This is a genomic window from Stenotrophomonas sp. YJH_SMC_80, from assembly GCF_059372495.1.
The window spans coordinates 45467-66694 of record NZ_JCAFVP010000010.1; the positions used below are offsets into that span (position 1 = coordinate 45467).

The window sequence follows — 21228 nt, forward strand, 5'->3', positions numbered from 1 at the left end:
CCTGGGGCCAGATCCGTTTTCCTTTGGAAAACGGATCTGGCCCCAATCGATTTCGTTATCTGACAGAGATTCATCCACGCATGGCGTGGATCCACAGATCGCGGAAATCTGTCGAAGGCGGGGTGGGTCCGGTTGCGGGGGTGTCCGCGGCATGGATGCCGCGGCCAAGCCCCCAGGGACGGGTTTACGGCGTCCCCCGCAACCGGACCCACCCCGCCATCCCACGGATAGTCGGCTTTTGCTGTTGCTTCGGCTTCGGCAGGTGCAGGGCGCAGCCCTGCCGAACACCCCCTCTCATGCTGCGCCGCAGAATGCATTCGGCTGAATCCGCATGCTCTACTTGAATCGATCTAAATCCAAGGTCTGGTGGGTCGGGCGTCATTCCAGGGGGAGCTCTCTGCAGGTCAGGGCAGGGCTCAGCGGAACGGTGCCGAACGATCCCGGCCGTCTGCCTCCGCGTCATCGACTACAGGAACCCGACATGCGTCCAGTGCCGTCCGCTCCCGCCGTCCCATTGTCCTCCCGCCCGCTGGCGCGCTTGGCCTGTCTGCTGGCATTTTCGGCCATGCCGATGCTGCTGCAGGCCGCACCGGCGGCGCTGGAGCGCGAGGTCAACACCTTCATCGGCAGCAAGGACGACGGCAATACCTTCCCCGGCGCATCGGCACCGTTCGGCCTGATCCAGGTCAGCCCGATCGGCAGCCACTATTCCGGCTGGCGCTACGACGACGAGAAGATCCGCGGTTTCGGCCACTCCTTCATCTCTGGCGCCGGTTGCTGGGAGCAGGGCGGGCAGGTGTCGATCCTGCCGGTCACCGGCAGGATCGGTCCGGGCGGCGATTTCGATACTGCTGATGCCAAGAACTTCAACCACAAGACCTATGCCGCTTCGTACACGCATGACGGCGAGATCGGCCAGGCCGGCTATTACAAGGTGCGCCTGACCAGCTACGGCGGCATCGATGCCGAGGCCACCGCGCGTACACGTGCCGCGGCCGAGCGCTACACCTTCAGCCAGCGCCAGGGCGAGGGCCACGTGCTGGTCAACGTCGGCCAGGCCAACGAACGCCACTCGGTGATCGGCAGCGTAGTCGATGTGGTCGGCGACCGCGTGGTCGAGGGCAAGCTGGTGACCAAAAGTTTCTGCGGCGGCCATCAGTACACCACCTGGTTCCGCATCGAGTTCGACCGCCCGTTCAAGGCGCATGGCACCTGGGGCGAGGGCGGCGGCCTGCCGGGTGCGCGCCACAGCATGGAAGGCGAACAGAAGCCGAACGGTGCCTGGCTCAGCTTCGACCTCGCCAAGGGCCAGTCGGTAACGGCGATCAGCGCGATATCGCATGTGGATGCCGAAGGCGCGCGCATCAACCTGCGCGCGGAGGGCATGCAGGGCGGGGCGCTGCTCGGTTTCGACCGGATGCGCGCGCTGTCCCAGCAGTCGTGGCGCGAGCAGCTGGGCCGGGTGCGCGTGCAGGGCGGCACCGCCGACGACCGCGCTGTGTTCTACAGCGCGGTCTACCACGCGCTGCTGCAGCCGATGACCGGCAACGACGCCGACGGCCGCTACCGCGGCTATGACGATGGCATCCACCGTGCCGATGGCTGGACCTACTACGAGTACTTCTCGCTGTGGGATACCTACCGCGCGCAGAACCAGTGGCTGGCACTGACCCGCCCGGACGTGGCGCGCGACATCGGCCGTACCCTGCTGGCGATCGACGAGCAGGGCGGCTGGCTGCCGCGCTGGGGCTATGCCAACTTCGAGACCAACATCATGACCGGCGATCCGGTCACCCCGTTCATGGTCGACCTGTGGCGCTTCGGTGCGCTCAAGGGCCGAGAATCGCAGGCCTGGGATGCGCTGCGCCGCAATGCCTTCGGCACGCCGCCGCTGAACTCGCGCATGGCCGGCCGTTCCGGCAACCCGACCTACCTGGAAAAGGGCTACGTGGTCTACGACCGCGCGTTCCCGTCCAAGGGCATGGACGTCGATCCGCACCACGGCGGTTCGGCTACCTTGGAATACGCACTGGCCGACTGTGCGCTTTCGCAGATGGCCGATGGCCTCGGCCATGCGCAGGACGCGGCGACGCTGCGTGAGCGCGGCCGCAACTGGCGCAAGGTGTGGGACCCGCAGGTGCGCGACGCCGAGACCGGCTTCACCGGTTTCCCGCGCCCGCGCACCGAGGATGGCCAGTGGTACACCCCGGCCGATGGCCACTACAGCCCGCGTTCGCACCACGGTTTCCATGAGGGCACGGCGTGGCAGTACCAGTGGCTGGCGCAGCAGGACGTGCCGGGGCTGGTCGAAGCGATGCAGGGCCGCGAACAGGCCGGCCGCCGCCTCGACGCGTTCTTCGCGATGGACGCGCTGCAGGCCGATCCGCTCAACGCCGCCCGCAAGGAGTGGGTGGTCGGGCCGTACAGCTACTACAACCAGTTCCGCTACAACCCGAACAACGAGCCGGACCTGCATTCGCCGTGGCTGTACACGCTGATCGGCCAGCCGTGGAAGACCGCCGCCGTGGTGCGCGCCGCGCAGCAGTTGTTCACCAACGCGCCCAATGGCGTGACTGGCAACGACGACCTCGGCACGATGTCGGCCTGGTATCTCTTCAGCGCCATCGGCGTGTATCCGGCGGTGCCGGGCAGCGGCCAGTTCCTGCTGCACACCCCGCGCTTCAGCAAGGTGGAACTGGACATGGGCAATGGCCGGACGCTGCGCATCGACGCGCCGGGTGCCGATGGCCGCCGCCTGCAGTACGTTCAGGGCGTGCAGGTCGATGGCCAGGCGCATGCGCCGGTCTGGCTGGACTGGAACCAGCTGCAGCAGGGCCCGCGCCTGCAGTTCGCGCTTGACGCGAAGGCGCCGGAGCAGGGCTGGGGTACGGCGGTGAAGGACCTGCCGGTGTCCTGGTGCGCGGCACCGGGCAGCCAGCTGCGCTGAGCCGGACTGTGCCGTTCGCGGTGACCCAGCGAACGGCACGGCACGACACGGCCCTGATCCATTAGGCTTGAGCCTCCAGCGGAGTCCGGGAAGACGATGAACGACAACGGCAGCAGTCCCAGCAAGCGCGCCGGCAAGGCAGTGACGGTGACCGACATCGCGCGTGCCATCGGCGTGTCACGGGCGACCGTGTCGCTGGTGTTGCGCGGCAGCCCGCTGGTCAACGTCGATACCCGTGCCAAGGTCGAGGCCGAGCTGCGCCGGCAGCGCTATGTCTACAACCGCGCTGCCGCCAACCTGCGCCGGCGTACCTCGTCGAGCATCGCGCTGGTGATCAACGATCTTTCCAACCCGTTCTTCGCCGAATTCGCGTCCGGCGTGGACGAGGCGCTGGGCGGACGCGGTTACGTGACCCTGCTCGGCAGCACTGGCGAATCGCCGGAGCGCCAGCAGGCCGTGCTGTCCACGTTGATGGAGCACACCCCCGCCGGCCTGATCCTGTCGCCGGCCGAGGGCAGCGATACCGTGCAGTTGCGACAGGCACTGGGTGCCAATGCCAACGTGCTGCTGTTCAACCGCGAGCTGGAAGGGGCCGACTGGGATTTCCTGACCCTGGACAACCAGCACGGCGCCTATCTGGCCACGCGCCACCTGATCGAGCGCGGACATCGCCAGATCGCCTTCTTCGGCGGCCACGCCGCATCGAGCTCGTGCCACCAGCGCCGTGCCGGTTTCCAGCAGGCGCTGGCCGAGGCCGGTCTGTCGCTGCCGCCGGGCTGGATGATCGAGTCGGCACCGAACCGCCTGGAAGCCGCAGCGCGCACCGATGAGCTGTTTGCCGATGGCCATCGGCCGAGTGCGGCGGTCTGCTACAACGACACCGTCGCGCTGGGCCTGATGCTGGGCTTGAATTCACGGGGCATCCGTCCGGGAGGTGACTTTGCCGTTACCGGCTTCGACGATATTTCCGAGGCTGCGGTGGCGGTGCCGCCGTTGACCACGCTCACCGCCGATCCGCGCGAGCGGGGCCGGCAAGCTGCGGCGCTGCTGCTGCAACGACTGGACGAACCGGACGCGCCGCCACGGCGCACGGTCGCGCCGGTGCAGTTGCGCATCCGCGAAAGCAGTGCCGCACGACCGAACTGATTTATTCCATACACCCCTTCCACGCAACAACGACCTTCCGCGCATCGAGGCGCGTACCGCATGCCGATCTCCGCAACGCCCCGTCCAACGGGATCTTCGGGCAACGCACCTGCCGTCACCAACGGCAAGGCGCTGGCCGTGGTCACCACGATCTTCTTCATGTGGGGCTTCCTGACCTGCCTCAATGACATCCTGATCCCGCACCTGAAGGCGGTGTTCGAGCTGAACTACGCCAAGGCGATGCTGGTGCAGTTCACCTTCTTCGGCACCTATTTCCTGATGTCGCTGCCGGCGGGTCGGCTGGTGGCGGCGCTGGGCTACAAGAAGGGCATCGTGGCCGGCCTGGTGATTGCCGGTATCGGTGCGCTGGGCTTCTGGCCGGCGGCCGAGCTGCGCGTGTATGGCGCCTTCCTGGGCGCACTGTTCGTTCTGGCCACCGGCATCACCGTGCTGCAGGTTGCTGCGAACCCCTACGTCGCGCTGCTGGGCCCGGAGCAGACCAGCTCCAGTCGCCTGACCCTGGCGCAGGCACTGAACTCGCTGGGCACGGCCATCGCCCCGATCTTCGGCGGCATGCTGATCCTGTCCAACACGGTGAAGAGTGCCGATGACATCGCGGCACTGCCGGCCGCCGAACAGCTGGCCTACCGTGCCGCCGAGGCGCAGGCCGTGCAGGGCCCCTACGTAGGCCTGGCCGTTGCGCTGGTGCTGCTGGCGCTGTTCGTATACCTGTTCCGCCTGCCGGCACTGAGCGACGCCACCGAGCAGGCCGACCAGGGCCACCACCACAGCTACCTGGATGCGCTCCGCAAGCGCCACCTGCTGCTAGGTGTGCTGGGCATCTTCTTCTACGTCGGTGCCGAAGTTTCGATCGGCAGCTTCCTGGTCAACTACCTGTCGATGCCCAACATCGGCGGCTTCAGCGAGCAGGAAGCCACGCATTACGTGTCGGCCTACTGGACGATGGCGATGATCGGCCGCTTCGCCGGCTCGGCGCTGCTGGCGCGCTTCTCGCCCAGCCGCCTGCTGGCGATCTTCGCGCTGGTCAACGTGGGGCTGCTGGTCACGACCATGCTGACCTCCGGCAACATCGCGCTGTACTCGGTGGTGGCGATCGGCCTGTTCAATTCGATCATGTTCCCGACCATCTTCGCGCTGAGCATCGAGCGCCTGGGCCCGCTGACCAACAAGGGTTCCAGCCTGCTGATCATGGCCATCGTCGGCGGTGCGGTGGTGCCGTACCTGCAGGGCGTGCTGGCCGACCACATCGGTGTGCAGGCCAGCTTCATCCTGCCGCTGCTGTGCTACGGCTACATCATTTTCTACGGACTGGTCGGCGCACGTACGCCGGCTTCCGCAACGCAGGGAGGCTGAGTCCGGAATGGGTTCCATCGTTTGCTTCGGCGAAATTTTGATCGATCTACTAGCGCAGCCGCCGGCCTCGGCCGATACGCCGCGGGCGTTCCTGCAGTACGCCGGCGGTGCGCCGGCCAACGTTGCCGTGGCCGCTGCGCGGCTGGGCGCGAAGACCCAGTTCGTCGGCATGCTCGGCCGTGACATGTTCGGTGACTTCCTGGCCGACAGCCTGGTCGAGCACGGCGTGGGCACGGATTACATCGTGCGTACCGATGCGGCGAAGACCGCGCTGGCCTTCGTCGCCCTCGACGCCAGTGGCGAGCGCAGCTTCAGCTTCTACCGCCCGCCGGCCGCCGACCTGCTGTTCCGTGACAGCGATTTCCAGGCCGCCTGCCTCGACAGTGCGCAGTGCTTCCACGTCTGCTCCAACAGCCTGACCGAGCCGGGCATCGCCGAGGCGACCTTTGCCGGCATGGACCGTGCACGTGCGGCCGGAGCGGTGGTCAGCCTCGATCTGAACCTGCGTCCCGCGCTGTGGCCGGCGAACGAGGATCCGACGCCGCGCCTGTGGCAGGCGCTGGAACGCGCCGATCTGGTCAAGCTGTCGCGCGAGGAACTGGACTACCTGGCCGCGCCGCTGGGCAGTGACGGCGAGGCGACGGTGCTGCGGCGCCTGCTGGCCGCGCAGGCGCGCTGGGTCATCGTCACCGACGGTGCGGCCACGCTGCACTGGTACACCCGCGACAACCACGGCACGGTCACCAGTTTCCGCGTGGCCACGGTCGACACCACGGCTGCTGGCGATGCCTTCGTCGGTGGCGTGCTGGTCGGCCTGCTGGAGCGCGGTGGGGCGGGCGCTGGTTTCGCTGCGTTCTGCCAGGACCCGGAGGCGATCACCGCCACGCTGCGTTTCGGCGCCGCCGTGGGGGCGCTGGCTGTTACCCGCAAGGGCGCGTTCGCCGCAATGCCCTCGCTCGATGAAGTGCAGCAGCTGCTGCAGGCCCAGGACATTACCGCATGAGCACCTCGCCCGATTTCCGTTCGCCCGCGTTCCTGCGCGCGCACATCGCCGATACCATGGCGTTCTACCATCCGCGCTGCATCGATCCGGACGGCGGCTTCTTCCACTACTTCCGGGATGACGGCAGCGTCTACGATGCCAGCCACCGCCACCTGGTGAGCAGCACGCGCTTCGTCTTCAACTACGCGATGGCCTACCGCGAATTCGGCAATGCTGAATACCGCGAGGCGGTCGAGCACGGCGTGCGCTACCTGCGGGACGTGCACCGCAACCCGGCCACCGGCGGCTATGCCTGGACCCTGCGCGACGGCAAGGTCGAGGACGACATGAACCACTGCTACGGCGTGGCGTTCGTGCTGCTGGCCTACAGTTGCGCGCTGAAGGCCGGTATCGAACAGGCGCGTGTGTGGATGGACGAAACCTGGAAGCTGCTGGAAGCGCGCTTCTGGGAGCCACAGCACGGCCTGTACAAGGACGAGGCCGATGGCCAGTGGAACTTCACCGGCTATCGCGGCCAGAACGCCAACATGCACATGTGCGAGGCGATGCTGGCGGCGTTCGAGGCCAGTGGTGAGCAGCGCTATGTCGAGCGTGCGCTGCAGCTAGCCGACAACATGACCCGCCGCCAGGCGGCCAAGGCCGGCGGGCTGGTCTGGGAGCACTACGATGAGAACTGGGAAATCGACTGGGACTACAACCTGGACGACCCCAAGCACCTGTTCCGCCCATGGGGCTTCCAGCCCGGCCACCAGACCGAGTGGGCCAAGCTGCTGCTGATCCTCGATCGCCACGTGCAGGCCGACTGGCTGGTGCCGACCGCGCAGCACCTGTTCGATGTGGCTGTGGCGCGCAGCTGGGACGAGGCGCGCGGTGGCTTGTACTACGGTTTCGCACCGGAAACGCGCCGACAGGCGGGCATGGACGGTGCGCCGATCGGTGGCGACAGCTTCGTCTGCGACGACGACAAGTATTTCTGGGTGCAGGCCGAAACGCTGGCCACCGCCGCGCTGATGGCCAAGCGCACCGGCGACGACCGCTACTGGCAGTGGTACGAACGCATCTGGGCCTACGCGTGGGAGTACTTCGTCGACCACCAGTACGGTGCCTGGTTCCGCATCCTTGATGCCGACAACCGCAAGTACAGCGACGAGAAGAGCCCGGCTGGCAAGGTGGATTACCACACCATGGGTGCGTGCTACGAAGTGTTGAACGTGGTGCGCTGAAGATCGTTCGAAGGCAGTAGTGCCAGGCCATGCCTGGCAATCCGGAATCGGCAGCGCCGGGCGACGCCCGGCGGAAAAACAGGAGCTCCGCGTGCATCGTCTTTCCCTCGTTGTCCGTCTGCTCCTGCTGCTGATCGCAGTCTCCGCCTTCCCGGCAACTGCAGCCCCGCTGCAGGCGCGATGGGAATTCCGCATGCTGCCCGGCGATGCGCAGGGCGCCGCCCACCCGGGCCTGCAGCAGTGGCGTGCGGCGAAGGTGCCGGGCAGCGTGCACACCGACCTGCTCGCCCACGGGCTGATCCGCGATCCGTACGTCGGTGCGCCTGAGGCAGAGCTGCAATGGATCGGGCTGGCTGCCTGGGAGTACCGCGCCCGCTTCGACGTGGATGCGGCGACACTGGCCAAGCCCAATGCCGAGCTGCGCTTCGACGGGCTGGATACCTATGCCGAAGTCAGCCTCAACGGCAGGCCGCTGCTGCACGCGGACAACGCGCACCGCACCTGGCGTGCGCGCGTGGACGGGCGCCTGCGCGCGAATGGCAATGAACTGCAGATCGTGTTCCGTTCGCCGATCCGCACACTGCTTCCCGGTGTACAGGCGATGCCGCACAAGATCGCTGGCAATTACCCGTCGCCGTATGGCGATGAGCCGAAGGAAGCGATGGTCGGCAACTTCGCGCGCAAGCCGGCCTATCACTTCGGCTGGGACTGGGGCCCGCGCTATGTCACCGCCGGCGTGTGGCGCGGGGTCGACCTGCAGGCCTGGGATGCGCACCGCCTGACCGATCTTGCCGTGCGTACCGATGCATTGAGCGCGGAGCAGGCGAAGCTGGCCGTGCTGCTGGAGATGGAGCAAGGCGCAGCGGCCGGTTCTGCGGTGGTGAATGTCGATGTGCGCGATCCGCAGGGTCGCAGCGTGGCCCAGGTGCAGCGCACGGTGCTGCTGAAGCCCGGCCAGAACGCCGTCGAAGTACCGGTCGAACTGGTCAAGCCGCAGCGCTGGTGGCCGGTCGGCCACGGTGCACAGGACCGCTACACCGTGCAGGTCCGCCTGGATGATGGCGCCGATGCAGCGCTGGTGCGCGAGCAGCGTATCGGCCTGCGCACGGTTGAACTGCGCCGCGAGGAAGACGGCAAGGGCGGGCAGGGCTTCGCTTTCGTCATCAACGGCGTGGAGATCTTCGCAAAGGGCGCCAACGTCATTCCGTTCGATGCCTTCCCCGCACGGGTCGACGCCGCGCGCCTGCGCCAGGTGCTGACCGCCGCACGCGACGCCAACATGAACATGCTGCGCAACTGGGGGGGCGGCTACTACGAGGACGATGCGTTCTTCGACATCGCCGACGAACTGGGCCTGCTGGTCTGGCAGGACTTCATGTTCGGTGGTGGCATGCAGCCGGGCTACGATCCGGCCTTCCGTGCCAGCGTGGTGGCCGAGGCACGCGACAATGTGCGCCGGCTGCGCCATCACCCCAGCATCGTGCTGTGGTGTGGCAACAATGAGGAAGAAACCGCATGGAAGGACTGGGGCCACGGCCGTGACCTGAAGGCGGCCGACCCGGCGTTTGCGGCAAAGGTCTGGCAGGGTTACGTCGATCTGTTCGGCAACGACCTGCGCCAGGTGGTGGGCGAGGAGGGGCTGGGCGTACCGTACTGGTCCAGCTCGCCCAGCAACGACCTTGACGAAAAAGCCATCGACTCGACCCGTGGCGACAAGCACTACTGGCAGGTCTGGGGCAATCCGGCGCTGCCGGTTCAGGCTTACCTGCGCGAGACGCCGCGCTTCATGTCCGAGTACGGCCTGCAGGCATGGCCGTCGGTGGCCACCGTGGACCAGATCGCCACCCGCGCCGAGCAGCGCATCGACAGCCCGGTGATCCGCGCGCACCAGAAATTCATGGCCGGCGAGGGCAACAGCCGCCTGCTGCACTACATCGAACTGGGCTACGGCACGCCTAAGGACTTCGAGGACTTCGTCTACCTCAGCCAGGTGATGCAGGCCGATGGCATCGCGCTGGCCGCGTTGCACCATCGCGCCTCGCGGCCGTACACGATGGGCTCGCTGTACTGGCAGCTCAACGACGTCTGGCCGGGTGCTTCATGGTCCAGCGTGGACTACTTCGGTCGCTGGAAGGCATTGCACTTTGCCGCGCGGCGCTTCTTCGCGCCGATCACGCTGGCGGCATTGCGTGATGAGGGCAGTACGCGGGTGCGCCTGATCAATGATGGCGCTGCCGCAGATGCACGTTGGCGGCTGCGGGTGATGGATGTGGATGGCAAGGTGCTGCGTCGTCGCGAGGACGCGGTGACGTTGACGGCGGCGGGCGTCACCTCGATTGGTGATTTCCGCGATGCCGAGCTGCTGGCCGGTGCCGATCCGAAGCGCACGGTGGCCGTGTTCGAGCTGCTGCAGAACGGGGCGGTCAGTGCCCGCCAGGTCGTCGGATTCGTCGAAGCCAAGGACCAGGTGTTGCCGCGGCAGAAGCTGAAGGCCACCCTGTCCATCGAAGGCGATCACTATCGTCTACGCCTGGAAAGCGCGGCTTACGTGCGCGCGACGTGGATCGATTTCGGCGCGCTGGATGTGCAGGTCGAAGACAACCTGCTGGACCTGCTGCCGGGCGAGACCCGGGACATTGCGGTGCGCGGCCCGGTGGACCTGACTGCCCTGCGCGAAGCAATGAAGCTGAAGACCCTCAACGATCGTTGAGGGCGGCGTATCCCGCATTGGCAGGTGCCAACCTTGGTTGGCACACCCGGAACATGCCAACCAAGGTTGGCATCCACCAGACGCGGAGCCGGGCAGGTGTGGACCGCTGGTCCGCCCACCTCGATCGTTGAGGGCGGCACATCCTGTTTTGGTAGGTGCCAACCTTGGTTGGCACACCCCGAACATGCCAACCAAGGTTGGCATCCACCAGACGCGGAGCCGGGCAGGTGCGGACCGTTGGTCCGCACACCTTGATCGTTGAGGGCGGCACATCCTGTTTTGGTAGGTGCCAACCTTGGTTGGCACACCCCGAACATGCCAACCAAGGTTGGCATCTACCAGACGCGGAGACGGGCAGGTGCGGACCGTTGGTCCGCACACATCTCTTCTTTACAGCTGGATCTGCTGGAAGTTCTCGACCCGCTCGTGGCCATTGGCGGCCTGGCCGATGCGCGGCATCGGGTAATCATCCAGGCGATCGATCAGGCGGGTCTGCAGGCCGGCTTCGCGGGCGGCGTCCAATTCCTCCACCACATCGGACAGGAACAGGATCTCGCCGGCCGGCACGCCGATCGCCTGCACGATGCGGCGGTAGCTGTCGGCCTCGCGCTTGCCGCCGATCTCGGTATCGAACCAGCCCGACACCAGCGGGCTGAGGTCACCGGCATCGCTGAAACCGAAGAACAGCTTCTGCGCCGGCACCGAGCCGGAGGAGTACACGTACAGCGGCAGGCCGGCAGCGTGCCAGCCCTTCAGCACCGGCGCCACTTCCGGGTAGAAGTGCGCGGTGTAGTCGCCGCGGCGGTAGCCTTCATCCCAGATCAGGCCCTGCAGCGCCTTCAGCGCGGTGTGCTTGCGGTCCTGGTCGATCCAGCCCTGCAGCGTCTCGGCGACCAGGCTGTCCTGGCAGGCGCCACCGATCTCGGTAGCCACTGCGTCCAGCCAGCGGCGGACCTCCGGCTGCTGGCCATGTTCGGCAACGAACGCCGGCAAGGCCTTGCGGGCATAGGGGAACAGCACGTTCTTGACGAACGAGATGCTGCTGGTGGTGCCTTCGATGTCGGTCAGGATGACGCGGGGCTGCATGGATCAGGACGCCTGGGTGGGTACGTAACGGGGGAACTTCTGCGCGATGTCGGTGCCGGTGAAATGACCCACCCAGCCGTCCGGCTCGGTGAAGAAGCGGATCGCCACGAAGCTCGGTTCATCGCCCATGTCGAACCAGTGGGTGGTGCCATCGGGCACGGCGATCAGGTCGTCCTTCACGCACTCGATCTCGTAGACCTTGTCGCCCACGTGCAGGGTGAACAGGCCGGAGCCTGCGACGAAGAAGCGCACCTCGTCTTCCTTGTGGAAGTGCTCGTCGAGGAACTTCTTCCGCAGCTCGGCGCGGTTCGGGTTGTCCGGGGCGATCGAGGCGACGTCCACGCTCTTGAAGCCGCGCTCGGCGACCAGGCGGTCGATGTCCGCACGGTAGGCAGCGAACACTTCCTCCTGGCTGGCGCCCGGCGCGACTGGCGCGGTGGCCTGCCAGCGCTCAAAGGTGACGCCGATCTTCTGCAGTTCGGCAGCGATGACCGCGCCGTCCTGGGTGTCCAGCAGCGGCGATTCGGGGCGGGTGTCGTCGTAGATGCGCAGTCGGCTCATGGCGGCAGCTTGAACGTCTCGGGGGGAAGACAGGGTAGCAGGGTGGGGACGAGGCGCAGATTCCGGATCGGCATCTGCACCTGCGCACGGGTTCAGCCGCGCAGCTTGCGCAGTTCCAGTTCGCAGTGGAACAGGAATTCGAAGGCTTCCAGGTGGCGACGCGCCTCGGCCATGTCACGGCCCCAGGCGTACAGGCCGTGGCCGTCGATCAGGTAGCCCCGCAGGTTCTGGCGGTCGAGCAGATCATCGACCTGCTTCGAAAGCACGTTCATGTCCTGGGTGTTGGCGAACACCGGTACGTCGATGGCCATCTCGTGGGTGCTGTTGCCGGCGAAGGCCTTCAGCAGTTCGTAGCCTTCCAGGTGCACATGACCCTGCGGCGCGTACAGGCGCGAGGCAATGGTCTGCACCGGCGAATGGGTGTGCAGTACGCAGCCGATTTCCGGGAAGCGGCGGTACAGCTGGGTGTGCAGCAGGGTTTCGGCGGAGGGGCGCAACGGGCGGCCCACGGCCTGGCCGTCGAAGTCCACCACCATGATGTCGTCCTCGATCAGGCGGCCCTTGTCCTTGCCCGAGACGGTGATCGCGGCGTGGCGATCATCCAGGCGGTGGGAGAAGTTGCTGCTGGTGGCCGGGGTCCAGCCGGCCTGGGCCAGTTCGCGGACGTTGTCGATCAGCAGCTGGGCCAGTTCGCCCAGGCGGGCGGTGTCGTAGGGGAAGGTGGTGGTGTCCATGGACGGCATTTTACGTGATCCGGCCCGATGCTGGGCCCGCGCGGCGACCGCCTGCCTGCTGCGTGGGCAACGCGAAGCGGTGTGCTGGCAGGCGGCGCGCAGGGGTTGGATCGAGGCAAGCACAGCGCTGGCTGAATGGGGAGGGCAGCGCTCCCGCTGGAAGCGATTCCGGTCGTGGACAGCCCTCTTGCCGCGAAACATCATCGGATTGCCGCAGAAGTTCCGGCGAGCGCCAAGGAAAGGAGTACTTCGATGATCGCGCGCGCGATGGGGATGATGGGGGCGATTGGCATCATGCTTGCCAGCAGTGGCTGCACGATGGAATGGGTGAAGATGGATGCGGGTGCGCGGTCATTCGGCCCCGCCCATTCGAGTTGCAGGGCGCAGGCCGACGATCACTGGCCGGTCAGGAATGAAGTGGCCACGCGCACCGTCTACGAAGACCGCAAGGTGCCCTGCAGGCTTGATGAAGTCTGCGCCATTGACGGCAAGTACAACATGGTACCCATGCCGAAAGAGGAGAGTTACATCGTGGACGTCAATGCGTCCGACCGCAGCAGCGAGTTCAATGCCTGCATGGCCGGTGCCGGCTGGCAGCAGCAGCTCATCTGGTTCAATCGCCGCTAGGCGGAGCCGGCGCGGCGGACGGCAGCGGCTCGACCGGTTGCTGCTCAACGGACTCGAGGCAACAGTGGCCAGCGGAGAATGACGTGGCTCTGCGAACCGTTCAGGCGTTGAGGCTGGAGACGAGCAGGGGGCGGGACAAGAACACGTACGACGTGGACGGAAAGTACGAGCGCGTGCAGCGACCGGAAATCGAGAAGGATGATGGAGATGGCTACGTGTATGCGAATGGCCGTGGCTGCGGGGCTTGCGCTGTTGACCGGCGGTTGTGCGACCGAATGGGCACGCTTCAGCGACCATGCCGATCCGCTGGATGAGTCGCGTTGGCACTGCAGGGCCGAAGCGAACGAGAAGTGGCCGGAGAAGATTGAGGTTGTCGAGCGCACCGAGGAGATCGAGGTGCTGACCGTCTGCAAGGAAGGCGAGACATGCGACGTGGATGGCAAATACAAGAAGATGCTGATGCCAAAGACCGAGCGCCACACCGTGGACGTCAACGCCAAGGAGAATCACGAGCACTTCATGGGCTGCATGGGCGGCGCAGGCTGGATACAGAACACCATCTGGTTTGGCCGCAGATGATCATCGTCGGGCGCCCTGGTCGCTGGGAATGACCATCATCCACGCATGGCGTGGATCTACCGAACGTGCCGGGAAAGTGCCAGGGGCGGGGAGGCATGGGTTCGCGGGGGTGTCCGCGGCATGGATGCCGCGGCCAAGCCTCCAGGGATGGATTCACGGCGTCCCCCGCTAACCCATGCCTCCCTGCCAAACCCTCAATCCAGCTGTTGCTCTGGAAGTTGCTCCGGCTCCGGCGGGTGCAGGGCCGCAGGCCCTGCAATCCCTTTACTTACCCCGCAGGCGGCTGTACCTGAAACCGTAGCAGAAATAGATCACGAAACCGACGAACGTCCACACCCCCATCAGCATCCAGTTGTGCATCGTCATCGCCGACAGCAGGGCAAGGCAGCTCAACACGCCCAGGCTGCAGATCAGCCACGCCATCGGCATGCGGAACGGGCGCGGCAGGTCCGGCTGGGTACGGCGCAGGATCAGCACGCCGGCGCAGACTGCGGCGAACGCGATCAGCGTGCCCATCGAGGTCAGCTCGCCGAGGATGTCCAGCGGGAACAGCGCCGCCAGCAGCGCGATGCCGATGCCGGTGATCACGGTGTTGATGTGCGGAGTGCGGTACTTCGGGTGGATCCTGGTGAACACCGGCGGCAGCAGGCCGTCGCGGCCCATGATCATGAAGATGCGCGGCTGGCCGATGATCATCACCAGCACCACCGAGGACAGGCCGACCAGTGCGCCGACCTCGACCACCCAGCGCAGCCAGCCCAGCTGCGGATGCGCGGCCACGGCAGTCACCACCGGCTCGTCGGTGCCGAGCAGCTGGAACGGCACCAGGCCGGTCATCACCGCAGCCATCGCGATGTACAGCACGGTGCAGATCACCAGCGACAGCATCATGCCGAACGGCATGTCACGCTGCGGATTCTTCGATTCCTGCGCCGCCACCGACACCGCTTCGAAACCGATGTAGGCGAAGAACACCATCGCCGCGCCACGCAGCACGCCTTCCATGCCGTACTTGCCGGGGCCTTCGTTGGCGGGAATGAACGGGGTCCAGTTGCTGGTGTCCACATACTTCCAGCCGACCACGATGACCAGCAGGATCAGGCCGGTCTTCAGCACGACCATTGCCATGTTCATCGCCGAGGACTTGCTGATGCCGACGTAGCACAGCCAGGTCAGCAGCAGTACCAGCGCGGCGGCCGGCAGGTTGGCGATCGCGCCGGTGGGGCGCAGCTGTGCATCGAGCGGGGCGCTGACCAGCGCCGCCGGTAGATGGATGTCGAACTGGCTGAGCAGGCTGAGGAAATAGCCGGTCCAGCTGACTGCGACCGCCGAGGCGGAGACGCCGTACTCGAGCACCAGCATCCAGCCGATGAACCAGGCCGAGAGCTCGCCGAAGGTGGCGTAGGTGTAGGTGTAGGCGCTGCCGGAGACCGGCACCATCGAGGCGAACTCGGCATAGGCCAGTGCGCAGAAGGCGCAACAGATGGCGGCCAGTACGAAGGACAGCATGATGGCCGGGCCAGCGTGGTTGGCGGCGGCCTGGCCGGTGATGACGAAGATGCCGCCGCCGATCACCGCGCCGATACCGAGGGCGGTCAGGCCCCAGGGGCCGAGGTGGCGGCGCAGGCTCAGGCCGTTGGCGTCTTCATGGGCGGCATGCGGGTGCTTGGTGGCCCACAGTTGCTTGAACATGTGTGGTGGTCTTGTCGAAGCGCGCCACGGGCGGCGCGCGGGGAAAACGGACGGGCCGGCGCGAGGCCGGCCCGTAGGCGGATCAGGGCGACTTGGCCAGCTTGCTGTTGCGGATGCCGTAGCCCAGGTAGATCAGCAGGCCGAGCAGGGTCCAGCCGACGAACAGGTGCCAGTGCACCACGAACGCCTGCCAGAACAGGAACAGGCAGGTGGCCGCGCCGAGCGGGCAGATGATCCACACCATCGGCACGCGGAACGGGCGGTGCAGGTCCGGCTTGGTATAGCGCAGCACCAGCACGCCGACGCAGACGGTGGCGAAGGCCAGCAGGGTGCCCATCGAGACGAGTTCGCCGAGCACGTTCAGCGGCACCAGGCCGGCCAGCGCGGCAGCGATCACGCCGACCACGATGGTGGCGACGTACGGGGTGCGGAAGCGGGCGTGGACCTTGCCGAAGAACTTCGGCAGCAGGCCGTCGCGGGAGATGGTGTAGGCGATGCGGGTCTGGCCCATCATCATCACCAGCACCACCGAGGACAGGCCGGCGATGGCGCCGATTTCCACGAACGTCTTCAGCCAGGACAGGGTCGGGTAGGGCTCCAGCGCGGTCGCCACCGGCTTGTCGGTGCCGAGCAGGTGGTACGGCATCATGCCGGTCAGCACCGCACAGACGATGATGTACACGATGGTGCACACCGCCAGCGAGCCGAGCAGGCCGATCGGCATGTTGCGCTGTGGGTCCTTGGTTTCGCCGGCGGCGGTGGAGACCGCGTCGAAGCCGATGTAGGCAAAGAACACGATGGTGGCGGCGCGGAAGATGCCGCTCCAGCCGAACTCACCCGGCACGCCGGTGTTTTCCGGGATGAACGGCTGCCAGTTGGCCGGGTCGATATGGGCCGCGCCGATGCCGATGAACAGGCAGATGACGGTGACCTTGATTGCCACGATGATGGCGTTGACGAAGGCCGACTGGGTCACGCCCACGTACAGCAGGCCGGACACCGCCGCCACGATCAGCACCGCCGGCAGGTTGAACAGCTTGCCGGAGGAGACGAACTCGCTGCCGGTCCAGGCGATGGGCGCGGCGCTGAGCAGGTCCGGGAACGGCATGTGCAAGGTGGTGGTGATGAAGCTGATCAGGTATGCCGACCAGCCCACCGCGACCGAGGCCGAGGCGAACAGGTACTCCAGCACCAGGCACCAGCCGATGAACCAGGCCATGCCTTCGCCCAGGGTGGCGTAGGAGTACGAATAGGCACTGCCGGAGACCGGCATCATCGCCGCGAACTCTGCGTAGCACAGGCCCGCCAGGGCACAGGCGAAACCGGCCAGCACGAACGAAAGCATCACCGCCGGGCCGGCATGGTTGGCCGCGGCCTGGCCGGTCAGCACGAAGATACCAGCGCCGATCACCGCACCCACGCCAAGCAGGATGAGGTGTTTAGCCGTGAGGGTCCGTTTCAACGTGGCTTCGCCGTCCAGGCTGCCTTCGATGGGTTCGCCGGCATCGACGTGCCCGGCCGGTTCAACCGGCTTGACCCTCAACAGAGCTTTCAGCATGCAGTACTTCCTAGTGATCGGATGGGGTGGGCCGCCGATACGTTGCCGGCAACCCTGGAATGGTGAAGGCCGCGCGAACGGCCCGCTGTACCTTAGCCAAAGCTGAAGCCAACGCACAAGCGCAATCGCAACAATGAACGGCGATAATGAGCAGTATTTTTCCAGACCGCCCCCATTCATGCGCCAGACCGCCGAAACCCTTGCCGTGCTTGACGATCGCCTGCGCGACCTGCTGCGGGACTACGCCCGCCGTGAGCCCGCCCACGACGCACTGGCTGCCGAATTCGGCACATTGCTGGATGATCCGGAAGACCCGTTCCGGCGTGAACGGCTTGCCGGCCACTTCACCGCCAGCTGCTGGCTGGTCAGTGCCGATGGCCAGCGCCTGCTGCTGACCCATCACCGCAAGCTGCAGCGCTGGCTGCAGCTGGGCGGCCACGCCGACGGCGACCGCGACCTGGCCCAGGTGGCGCTGAAGGAAGCCGAGGAGGAGTCCGGCCTGAGCGGCCTGGTGCTGGAAGATCCGGCCATCTTCGATCTGGACAAGCACTGGATTCCGGAGCGCAAGGACGTGCCGGGGCACTGGCACTACGACGTGCGTTTCGTGATCCGCGCGCTGGGTGGCGAAGCCTTCGTGCTCAGCGAAGAGTCACTTGACCTGGCATGGCGGCCGGTGACCGAAGTCGCGTCCGATCCGCAATCGGACGAGTCCATGCAGCGCATGGCGCGACGCTGGTTGGCACGCTGAGGTAAAAAGGGACGGAGGGGATTAAGTCGTTTATAGCGCATGTGCCGCAAACGACTTAATCCCCTCCGTCCCCTTTTTTCAATACAGGATGCGCGTCCGCAGCGTGCCCGGAATCGCGGCCAGTTCGTCGCGCACGGCGGCGGCCTGTGCCTCGCTGGCGGTGATGTCGATCACCACGTAGCCCACCTTCGGGTCGGTGCGCAGGAACTGGCCGTCGATGTTGACGTTGTGGCGCGAGAAGATCTCGTTGACCTTGGACAGCACGCCCGGCACGTTCTGGTGGATGTGCAGCAGGCGCAGGCTGTCTTCGTGTTCGGGCAGGGTCACTTCCGGGAAGTTGACCGCCGACAGGGTGCTGCCGTTGTCGCTGTAGCGCACCAGCTTGGCCGCCACCTCCACGCCGATGTTGTCCTGCGCCTCCAGCGTGCTGCCGCCCACGTGCGGGGTCAGGATCACATTGTCGTGGCGGGTCAGCGGCGATTCGAAGATATCGCCATTGCCCTTCGGCTCGACCGGGAACACGTCCAGCGCGGCACCGCCGACGTGGCCGCTGGCCAGCGCCGCGTCCAGCGCATCGATGTCGACCACGGTGCCGCGCGCGGCGTTGATCAGGTGCGCGCCCTTGCGCATCTTCGCCAGCTCGGTGCTGCCGATCATCCACTGCGTGGCCGGGGTCTCCGGCACGTGCAGGGTGACGATGTCGGCGCGGGCCAGCAGGTCGTCCAGGCTGGCCGCAGCACGCGCATTGCCCAGCGCCAGCTTGGTTTCCACGTCGTGGAAGATCACCTGCATGCCCAGCGATTCGGCCAGCACGCCGACCTGGGTGCCGATGTGGCCATAGCCGATGATGCCCAGGGTCTTGCCACGCACCTCATGGCTGCCGCTGGCCGACTTCGACCAGCCGCCGCGATGGCACTCGGCATTCTTCTGCGGAATGCCACGGGTGAGCATGATCGCCTCGGCAATCACCAGCTCGGCCACGCTGCGGGTGTTGGAATAGGGCGCGTTGAACACCGGGATGCCGGCCAGCTCGGCCGCGTCCAGGTCGACCTGGTTGGTGCCGATGCAGAAGCAGCCCACCGCGATCAGGCGCTTGGCCTCGGCCAGCACCTCGGCGCTGAGCTGGGTGCGCGAACGGATGCCGACGATGTGCGCCTCGGCGATGCGCGCCTTCAGTTCGTCCTCGGGCAGCGCCTTGGTGTGCGCCTCGATCTGGCTGTAGCCGGCGGCGCTGAACACCTCCACGGCGGTCTGGCTGACCCCCTCCAGCAACAGCACGCGGATATCCTGCTTGGGGAACGAGGTCTTCTTCGGCGACATGGGGCAACACGGCCAGTGGGACAGGGGCTGACCACTATGCCAGATCGAAGCGCCCATGGTGCAGTGCGCAATTGGTTGCATCCGTAGCTATCTGCAATGCTGTGGGGCTGGACGCTGGCGCGTACCGCTGGCACGCTTGCCCGTTCTTCACGCACCGCGCTGGACCGTCATGACCGATTCCCGCATTGCCTCGCTGCAGCAGGCCTGTCCCGGCCTGAAGCTGAAGACCGACCCGGCCGACCTGGAGCATTACGGGCGCGACTGGACCCGGCGCTGGACGCCGGCGCCGTTGGCGGTCGCACTGCCGGCCACGGTCGAGGAAGTGCAGGCGGTGATGCGCTGGAGTGCGGGCGAGGGCGTGGCCGTGGTGCCGTCCGGCGGCCGTACCGGCCTTTCCGGTGGCGCGGTGGCCGCCAACGGCGAGCTGGTGCTCAGCCTGGAACGGATGAACAAGGCACTGGCCTACGACGCGGTCGATCGCACCCTGGTGGTGCAGGCCGGCATGCCGCTGGAGGCCGTGCACAACGCCGCGCTGGACCACGGCCTGATCTACCCGGTGGACTTCGCTGCGCGCGGGTCGTGCACGATCGGTGGCAACATCGCCACCAATGCCGGCGGCATCCGCGTGATCCGCTATGGCAATACCCGCGAGTGGATCGCCGGGCTGAAGGTGGTCACCGCCAGCGGCGAACTGCTGGAACTCAACAAGGGCCTGATCAAGAACTCCAGCGGCTATGACTTCCGCCAGCTGCTGATCGGTTCGGAAGGCACGTTGGGCGTGATCGTCGAGGCGACAGTGAAACTCACCGATCCGCCGCCAGCCAGCAACGTGATGCTGCTGGCGCTGCCCAGCTTCGAAGTGCTGATGCAGGTATTCGCCGCGTTCCGCGCGCGGCTGCAGCTGCAGGCCTTCGAATTCTTTACCGACCGGGCGCTGGAGCACGTGCTGGCGCATGGTGCGCAGGCACCGTTCGACGAGGTGCACCCGTATTACGTGGTCACCGAGTTCGCCGCCAACGACGAAGCGCAGGAAGCGGCGGCGATGGCGGCCTTCGAGGACTGCATGGGCAACGGCTGGGTCAGCGACGGCGTGATCAGTGCCAGCGATGCCCAGGCTGCCCAGTTGTGGCGCCTGCGCGAAGGCATCACCGAATCGCTGGCGCGCTACAAGCCCTACAAGAACGACGTCTCGGTGCGGATCTCGGCGATGCCGGCGTTCCTGGCCGAGACCCAGGCATTGATCGGGCAGGCCTACCCGCACTTCGATGTGGTGTGGTTCGGTCATATCGGTGACGGCAACCTGCACATCAACGTGCTCAAGCCCGATGACACCAGCGACGCCGATTTCGTCGCGCAGTGCGAGCAGGTGACCAAGCTGTTGGCGCAGGTGCTGGCCCGGTTCGATGGCAGCATCTCGGCTGAACACGGCATCGGCCTGGTCAAGAAGGGCTACCTGGACAGCACCCGCGGCCCGGCCGAGATCGCCCTGATGAAGGCGGTCAAACGTGCGTTCGATCCCCAAGCGCGGCTGAATCCGGGCAAGCTGTTCGACGTTTGAGCCGGGCAAATCCTTCACACACCCGTTACGCTCCACGCATCCTCACAACCGGCTTCGAACCGATGACCCGTCCGCTTCTGCTGCTCGCCCTGCTGTCCCTGCCGCTGGCCGGCTTCGCTTCCAGCTTCGCCGGCACCTCGGCCGGTTCCGCCACCGGTGCTTCCTCGGGATCCTCGGGCAGCAGCTCGGGTGACGACAAGGTGGTGCTGGCTGCACGCGACGATGCCGCTGCGTTCGTCGCCAGCGATGGCCAGATCCGTGGCGCCCGCCTGCAGGCCGCACTGGTGCACCTGCGTGAGCAGAGCGCTGCCGCGCAGCAGCAGAGCGACCTGGAACTGGCCCGCGCGCTGCTGGCGCGTTGA

17 protein-coding genes are annotated in these 21228 nt (G+C 66.4%); 11 read left to right on the top strand and 6 right to left on the bottom strand.

Features of this window, described 5'->3' with window-relative positions:
- Positions 1-481: 481 nt before the first annotated feature.
- The 6 genes from AC5P99_RS15785 to AC5P99_RS15810 all read left to right on the top strand — a co-directional run bounded on the left by AC5P99_RS15785 (position 482) and on the right by AC5P99_RS15810 (position 10403).
- Complete coding sequence (locus tag AC5P99_RS15785; RefSeq protein ID WP_088435780.1) at positions 482-2947, top strand: GH92 family glycosyl hydrolase; 2466 nt, start codon at positions 482-484, stop codon at positions 2945-2947.
- Positions 2948-3043: 96 nt separating this feature from the next.
- Positions 3044-4093, top strand: a complete 1050-nt coding sequence (locus tag AC5P99_RS15790) for a LacI family DNA-binding transcriptional regulator (RefSeq protein WP_005413180.1) — start codon at positions 3044-3046, stop codon at positions 4091-4093.
- 60 nt (positions 4094-4153) lie between these two features.
- The gene (gene fucP / locus AC5P99_RS15795) at positions 4154-5467 is read left to right on the top strand and encodes an L-fucose:H+ symporter permease (RefSeq protein WP_005409446.1); all 1314 of its coding nucleotides are present in this window, start codon (positions 4154-4156) and stop codon (positions 5465-5467) included.
- A gap of 7 nt (positions 5468-5474) precedes the next feature.
- A complete protein-coding gene (locus tag AC5P99_RS15800) occupies positions 5475-6470 on the top strand; it encodes a carbohydrate kinase family protein (RefSeq protein WP_005409447.1) in 996 nt (331 codons plus the stop codon).
- Positions 6467-7693, top strand: coding sequence for an AGE family epimerase/isomerase (locus AC5P99_RS15805; protein WP_088435779.1), 1227 nt, complete (start codon positions 6467-6469; stop codon positions 7691-7693). The genes AC5P99_RS15800 and AC5P99_RS15805 overlap by 4 nt, the downstream gene beginning before the upstream one ends.
- A 91-nt stretch (positions 7694-7784) precedes the next feature.
- A complete protein-coding gene (locus AC5P99_RS15810) occupies positions 7785-10403 on the top strand; it encodes a beta-mannosidase (RefSeq protein ID WP_495213318.1) in 2619 nt (872 codons plus the stop codon).
- 390 nt (positions 10404-10793) lie between these two features.
- Here AC5P99_RS15810 and mtnC read toward each other — a convergent pair whose 3' ends face one another.
- The 3 genes from mtnC to AC5P99_RS15825 all read right to left on the bottom strand — a co-directional run bounded on the left by mtnC (position 10794) and on the right by AC5P99_RS15825 (position 12784).
- Positions 10794-11489: an acireductone synthase gene (mtnC, locus tag AC5P99_RS15815; RefSeq protein ID WP_033833463.1), complete on the bottom strand. Its 696-nt coding sequence runs from the start codon at positions 11487-11489 to the stop codon at positions 10794-10796.
- Between the two features lie 3 nt (positions 11490-11492).
- A complete protein-coding gene (locus AC5P99_RS15820; RefSeq protein WP_005409451.1) occupies positions 11493-12050 on the bottom strand; it encodes a 1,2-dihydroxy-3-keto-5-methylthiopentene dioxygenase in 558 nt (185 codons plus the stop codon).
- 92 nt (positions 12051-12142) lie between these two features.
- A complete protein-coding gene (locus AC5P99_RS15825) occupies positions 12143-12784 on the bottom strand; it encodes a methylthioribulose 1-phosphate dehydratase (RefSeq protein ID WP_495213319.1) in 642 nt (213 codons plus the stop codon).
- 252 nt (positions 12785-13036) lie between these two features.
- Between AC5P99_RS15825 and AC5P99_RS15830 the strand changes: the two genes are divergently transcribed.
- Both AC5P99_RS15830 and AC5P99_RS15835 read left to right on the top strand, forming a co-directional pair.
- Positions 13037-13411 (top strand): hypothetical protein, encoded by a 375-nt coding sequence (locus AC5P99_RS15830; RefSeq protein WP_032957971.1) that lies wholly within the window; start codon positions 13037-13039, stop codon positions 13409-13411.
- 225 nt (positions 13412-13636) lie between these two features.
- Positions 13637-13990, top strand: coding sequence for a hypothetical protein (locus tag AC5P99_RS15835; RefSeq protein WP_495213320.1), 354 nt, complete (start codon positions 13637-13639; stop codon positions 13988-13990).
- Between the two features lie 264 nt (positions 13991-14254).
- Here the strand turns inward: AC5P99_RS15835 and AC5P99_RS15840 are convergent, their stop codons facing one another.
- Positions 14255-15682: an amino acid permease gene (locus AC5P99_RS15840; protein ID WP_495213321.1), complete on the bottom strand. Its 1428-nt coding sequence runs from the start codon at positions 15680-15682 to the stop codon at positions 14255-14257.
- Between the two features lie 82 nt (positions 15683-15764).
- On the bottom strand, positions 15765-17240 hold the full coding sequence (locus AC5P99_RS15845) for an amino acid permease (RefSeq protein ID WP_005409456.1): 1476 nt from the start codon (positions 17238-17240) through the stop codon (positions 15765-15767).
- A gap of 133 nt (positions 17241-17373) precedes the next feature.
- Here AC5P99_RS15845 and AC5P99_RS15850 point away from each other — a divergent pair, with 133 nt between their 5' ends.
- A complete protein-coding gene (locus AC5P99_RS15850) occupies positions 17374-17988 on the top strand; it encodes an NUDIX hydrolase (RefSeq protein WP_080353057.1) in 615 nt (204 codons plus the stop codon).
- Positions 17989-18066: 78 nt separating this feature from the next.
- Here the strand turns inward: AC5P99_RS15850 and serA are convergent, their stop codons facing one another.
- Entirely contained in the window at positions 18067-19308 is a 1242-nt protein-coding gene (gene serA, locus AC5P99_RS15855; RefSeq protein WP_005409458.1) for a phosphoglycerate dehydrogenase, read from the bottom strand.
- A gap of 169 nt (positions 19309-19477) precedes the next feature.
- Here serA and AC5P99_RS15860 point away from each other — a divergent pair, with 169 nt between their 5' ends.
- Together AC5P99_RS15860 and AC5P99_RS15865 are read left to right on the top strand one after the other, a co-directional pair.
- A complete protein-coding gene (locus tag AC5P99_RS15860; RefSeq protein WP_495213322.1) occupies positions 19478-20866 on the top strand; it encodes an FAD-binding oxidoreductase in 1389 nt (462 codons plus the stop codon).
- A gap of 62 nt (positions 20867-20928) precedes the next feature.
- Positions 20929-21228, top strand: a complete 300-nt coding sequence (locus AC5P99_RS15865) for a DUF2388 domain-containing protein (RefSeq protein WP_049447145.1) — start codon at positions 20929-20931, stop codon at positions 21226-21228.

Bases quoted from the DNA above. Each gene is read 5' to 3' on its own strand.
- AC5P99_RS15785 (WP_088435780.1), top strand. From the start codon at position 482: ATGCGTCCAGTGCCGTCCGCTCCCGCCGTCCCATTGTCCTCCCGCCCG.
- AC5P99_RS15790 (WP_005413180.1), top strand. From the start codon at position 3,044: ATGAACGACAACGGCAGCAGTCCCAGCAAGCGCGCCGGCAAGGCAGTG.
- fucP (WP_005409446.1), top strand. From the start codon at position 4,154: ATGCCGATCTCCGCAACGCCCCGTCCAACGGGATCTTCGGGCAACGCA.
- AC5P99_RS15800 (WP_005409447.1), top strand. From the start codon at position 5,475: ATGGGTTCCATCGTTTGCTTCGGCGAAATTTTGATCGATCTACTAGCG.
- AC5P99_RS15805 (WP_088435779.1), top strand. From the start codon at position 6,467: ATGAGCACCTCGCCCGATTTCCGTTCGCCCGCGTTCCTGCGCGCGCAC.
- mtnC (WP_033833463.1), bottom strand. From the start codon at position 11,489: ATGCAGCCCCGCGTCATCCTGACCGACATCGAAGGCACCACCAGCAGC.
- AC5P99_RS15820 (WP_005409451.1), bottom strand. From the start codon at position 12,050: ATGAGCCGACTGCGCATCTACGACGACACCCGCCCCGAATCGCCGCTG.
- AC5P99_RS15825 (WP_495213319.1), bottom strand. From the start codon at position 12,784: ATGGACACCACCACCTTCCCCTACGACACCGCCCGCCTGGGCGAACTG.
- AC5P99_RS15830 (WP_032957971.1), top strand. From the start codon at position 13,037: ATGATCGCGCGCGCGATGGGGATGATGGGGGCGATTGGCATCATGCTT.
- AC5P99_RS15835 (WP_495213320.1), top strand. From the start codon at position 13,637: ATGGCCGTGGCTGCGGGGCTTGCGCTGTTGACCGGCGGTTGTGCGACC.
- AC5P99_RS15840 (WP_495213321.1), bottom strand. From the start codon at position 15,682: ATGTTCAAGCAACTGTGGGCCACCAAGCACCCGCATGCCGCCCATGAA.
- AC5P99_RS15845 (WP_005409456.1), bottom strand. From the start codon at position 17,240: ATGCTGAAAGCTCTGTTGAGGGTCAAGCCGGTTGAACCGGCCGGGCAC.
- AC5P99_RS15850 (WP_080353057.1), top strand. From the start codon at position 17,374: ATGAACGGCGATAATGAGCAGTATTTTTCCAGACCGCCCCCATTCATG.
- serA (WP_005409458.1), bottom strand. From the start codon at position 19,308: ATGTCGCCGAAGAAGACCTCGTTCCCCAAGCAGGATATCCGCGTGCTG.
- AC5P99_RS15860 (WP_495213322.1), top strand. From the start codon at position 19,478: ATGACCGATTCCCGCATTGCCTCGCTGCAGCAGGCCTGTCCCGGCCTG.
- AC5P99_RS15865 (WP_049447145.1), top strand. From the start codon at position 20,929: ATGACCCGTCCGCTTCTGCTGCTCGCCCTGCTGTCCCTGCCGCTGGCC.